Annotated in this window: 4 protein-coding genes; all 4 read left to right on the top strand. The window is 32.3% G+C overall.

The features are described 5' to 3' along the window. Complete coding sequence (locus BBG48_RS10505; RefSeq protein WP_243446786.1) at positions 1-2,022, top strand: DNA translocase FtsK; 2,022 nt, start codon at positions 1-3, stop codon at positions 2,020-2,022. Between the two features lies 1 nt (position 2,023). After that, entirely contained in the window at positions 2,024-2,902 is an 879-nt protein-coding gene (gene ispE / locus BBG48_RS10500; RefSeq protein ID WP_094754443.1) for a 4-(cytidine 5'-diphospho)-2-C-methyl-D-erythritol kinase, read from the top strand. Beyond that, positions 2,899-3,306 (top strand): DUF1934 domain-containing protein, encoded by a 408-nt coding sequence (locus tag BBG48_RS10495; RefSeq protein ID WP_068913347.1) that lies wholly within the window; start codon positions 2,899-2,901, stop codon positions 3,304-3,306. Before ispE ends, BBG48_RS10495 begins: the two co-directional genes overlap by 4 nt. A 25-nt stretch (positions 3,307-3,331) precedes the next feature. Beyond that, on the top strand, positions 3,332-4,274 hold a 943-nt coding region (tilS, locus tag BBG48_RS10490; protein ID WP_116170983.1), incomplete at its 3' end, for a tRNA lysidine(34) synthetase TilS.

The following is a 4,274-nucleotide window of genomic DNA, read 5'->3' as shown; positions in this document are numbered from 1 at the left end:
ATTTATAAGGGTGTAAAAAATATCAAGTCAAAATCGAAGGATAGTACAATCGAAAAACCGCTGCAAGAAGAAAATGATATAGTAAATAATGTTTTTGACGAGTTTAGAAAGCAAAATTTTAATAAAGAACCCACTATAAATAACCAAAGGTTAGATAAGTATAATTCTGCTGAAATATTTAAAAGAGAAGATGTAGAACAAATAATTGTCAATGAGTCTGCTTATACTGCAAATGAATATACACCAAAAGATAATAATAAAGAGCTTGAAACAACTGAAAAAGACTATAATCTACAAAATATAAAAATTATTGACAGCAATAAAAATGACAACAAAATAGATTTTTCAAAAGAAGAATTGCAAACAAAAGAAAATATAGAGCAGTTAAACAATTTTGTCACTAGCAGCTCAAAATCAGGAAAATTAAAAATACAAGATAGCCTAGAGCTTGAGGATTTACCGGACAATTCGATAATTGAAGATAATGACAAAAAAGATAAAAAAATCCAAATAGTCGAAGGTGTCGATATAACTGACGATAGCTCTACTAATCAAGAGGAGATACTAGAGTATTCAAAAGCTGATGACTTTGATGATGAGACAGATAAAGCACAAGAGGTCAATAGACCTTATGTCAAGCCGACTATTGATTTATTAAAGGACTATCCTAAAACTAGTGACAAAGATAACAGCGAAAAGCTTTTAAAAGCAAAAATGCTTGAAAAAACTCTTTCAAGCTTTGGCATAGAGGCAAAGGTAGAAAACATTTCTGTTGGTCCGACTATTACAAGATATGAGCTTACCTTAAAGCTTGGTACAAAAGTGAGTAAGATAACAAATCTTTCAGAGGACTTAGCACTTGCACTTGCTGCTAAAAGTATCAGAATAGAGGCACCAGTGCCGGGCAAATCATTTGTAGGTGTAGAAGTGCCCAATGAAGTATCTCAGACAGTTGGCTTTAAAGATGTAATCAAGGATTGTTTAAATCACGACATAAAAGATGGTATAGTATTTGCCATGGGCAAAAATATCAGCGGTGAAACTGTAGTGTCTGACATTACCAAAATGCCTCACGCTCTTATCGCTGGCTCAACCGGTTCAGGCAAATCAGTTTGTATAAACACATTAATTTGCTCAATACTTTACAATTACACGCCTGATGAAGTAAAATTGATGCTTATTGACCCAAAGGTTGTAGAGCTTTCTATATATAACAGACTGCCACATTTAACTCTGCCTGTAGTTACAGACATGAAAAAAGCACCAATGGCACTTAATTGGGCAGTAAATGAGATGGAAAGAAGGTACAAGCTTTTTGCAGAAAAAAAGGTAAAAGATGTAAAAAGCTATAATGAGAAAAACGAAGAAAAGCTACCGTTAATCGTTATTGTCATAGACGAATTAGCTGATATGATGATGATTGCGGCAAAGGAAGTGGAAGAATTGATATGCAGACTTGCTCAAAAGGCAAGAGCTTGCGGTATACACTTGATTGTTGCAACTCAAAGACCATCAGTTGATGTTATTACAGGTCTTATCAAAGCGAATATTCCTAGCAGGATTGCCTTTGCTGTATCTTCTCAGACAGATTCACGCACGATATTGGATGCCTCAGGAGCTGATAAGTTACTAGGAAAAGGCGATATGCTCTACTCTCCAATTGGTATGAATAAGCCTGTAAGAATACAAGGAGCATTTGTATCAGAAGAAGAAGTAGAAAGAATTACAGATTTTATCTATGAGCATAATCCAAGACAGCAGCATCTAAACAAACAAGAGGAAGTCCAAAAACAAATAGATGAGGCAATAATTGAACAAGAAGAAAGCCAAGATAAGGACGAGCTCTACAAGGATGTACTGGAATTTACTTTAGAAAAAGGGGAAATATCTGTTTCATTAGTCCAAAGACAATTTAGAATTGGCTACAACAGAGCCTCAAGAATAGTAGAAATGATGTATGATGAGGGCATAGTAGGAAAAAGTGACGGTTCAAAACCAAGAAAAGTAATAATAGGTGAGTGAGTTGACTGAAAAATTACAATTAAGAACTTATGCAAAGCTAAATCTAATGCTTAGAATTAACGGTATAAATGAAATTGGCTACCATGATTTATTTATGGTAAATCAAAGCTTGGATTTATACGACTATCTAAAATTTGAAAAAAATGATAAACAGGGTATTGTACTTGATGACGGAACAAGTATAGACCCGAAGAAAAATTTTGTGTATAAATCTGCAAAATACATCAGCGACAATTACACTCCAATAAATTTAAATATATACCTAAAAAAAAATATACCGATGTTTGCAGGTCTTGGTGGTGGTAGTGCAGACGCTGCTGCAACGATTTTTGCAATTAATAGATTATATAAATTAAATTTATCGAACAAAGAGTTAATAGATATTGCAAAAAATATTGGAGCAGATGTGCCGTTTTGCATTTTTGGCGGTAGTAAGATAGCTGAAGGTGTAGGAGAAAAATTGACGGATATAAATCTAGACAGCTATTATTATCTTTTAATAAAACCAAATCTTGGAATGTCTACTAAAATTGCTTTTAAAGAATATGATGAAAGAGTCGGATATACAAATAACTTATCCTCTATTGAAAATATTGTAGATTTAAAAGATAATAAAATAGATATAGAATTTATAAAAGCAAATTTTTACAATGATTTTGAAAAGGTCATGCTTGAAAGCTTTAGCGTATTAAATAAGATAAAGACATCTTTGTATAAATGCGGAGCAGATTTTGCTCAAATGACAGGTAGTGGGACTACAATGTTTGGGATATTTCATGATAAAAAGACAAGAAACGTAGCCTATTACAAGCTAAAAAACAGATATGACAATGTTTACAGATGTCAAAGTACAGATAAAGGTATAAAAATATTATCATGAAAGCCAAATTACTAATAAAAACTGTCCACAAGGACATTGATACAGGACAAGAAGAAAAAATAGTAGTAAAAAAAGAGGCGGACGTGGTAAAAACCAGTAGTTTTTACACAATTCGCTATAAAGATGATGAAAATATAAGTAAGATAATAAAAATTTCCAAAGACGAAATTGAGACATTTAGTTTTGGGAATAAAAAAAACAGGATGGTATTTAAAAATAATCTAAAATTTGAATGTAATTATAAGACGGATTACGGATTTTTTAAGCTGGATATCAAAACCAAAAGCCTAGAAGTGAAAATAAATAATGATTTAGATTTTTGTGCAAAAATAATGTATAATTTAAGTGATAACGTAAATTTTAATCAGTTAATCACGCTTAGTATTATTGTTGGTCAATCATAATACCGTTTACATTTTGGAGTAAAATATGGTACTTTATACTGTAAAAGAAACAATTGAAAGAGAAAAATTACTAGAGCAAAACGATAAGGTTTTAGTAGCATTTTCAGGAGGTCCGGACTCTTTATGCCTTTTGGATATATTATTAAGGCTTGCTCCCTCCTACAATCTTACAATATATGCCGCTCACTTAAATCACATGATTAGGGGTTATGATGCCCAAATGGACGCAATGTTTTGCTATGATTTTTGTGAAAAAAACGGTGTCAATTTTTTCCTAAAAGTAATAGATGTACCAAAATTAGCAAAACAAACCGGTATGAGCATGGAAAATTGTGCTAGGCAACAACGCTATAGCCTATTTTACGATATTAAAAATGAACTTGGAATAAATAAAATTGCAGTCGCACACAATTTGGATGACCAAGCTGAAACAGTCTTGCTCAAACTATTTAGGGGCTCAGGACTACAAGGACTAAGCGGAATGGACTACATAAGAGATGGCGTAATAATAAGACCTCTTCTTGATGTATACAAACAGGAAATTGTAGATTACTGCAAGAAAAATTTCTTAACTCCAAGGCTAGACTACACTAACAAGCAGGCTGAGTATACAAGAAATAAAGTAAGGCTAAATCTTATTCCTGAAATTGAAAAAAATTTCACTGCGAATATTAAGCAAATCTTATCTAGGACAGCAAATAACATCAGGCAGGACTATGAATTTATCGATCAGCAGGCTCAAAAAAAATATGAAGATATTAGGACGCAAAAGAAACAAGACTTGGTAAGTCTTAATATAAATTTACTATCAAATGAAAACCCAGCAATAAGAAATAGAGTTATCAGATGTGCTATAAATGATGTGCTGGGAAATCTAACAGATATTTCAAGTGTTCATATAAGCGATATTTCTGATTTAATTGAAAAAAAGTCAGGAAAAATGTTGAATTTACCTCAAAATTTAAAGG

It is taken from the genome of Criibacterium bergeronii (assembly GCF_001693775.2).
GTDB lineage: Bacteria > Bacillota > Clostridia > Peptostreptococcales > Filifactoraceae > Peptoanaerobacter > Peptoanaerobacter bergeronii.
Note: the sequence above shows the minus strand (reverse complement) of the source record. Positions and strands in the feature narration are given on the sequence as shown.

Bases quoted from the DNA above. Each gene is read 5' to 3' on its own strand.
- BBG48_RS10495 (WP_068913347.1), top strand. From the start codon at position 2,899: ATGAAAGCCAAATTACTAATAAAAACTGTCCACAAGGACATTGATACA.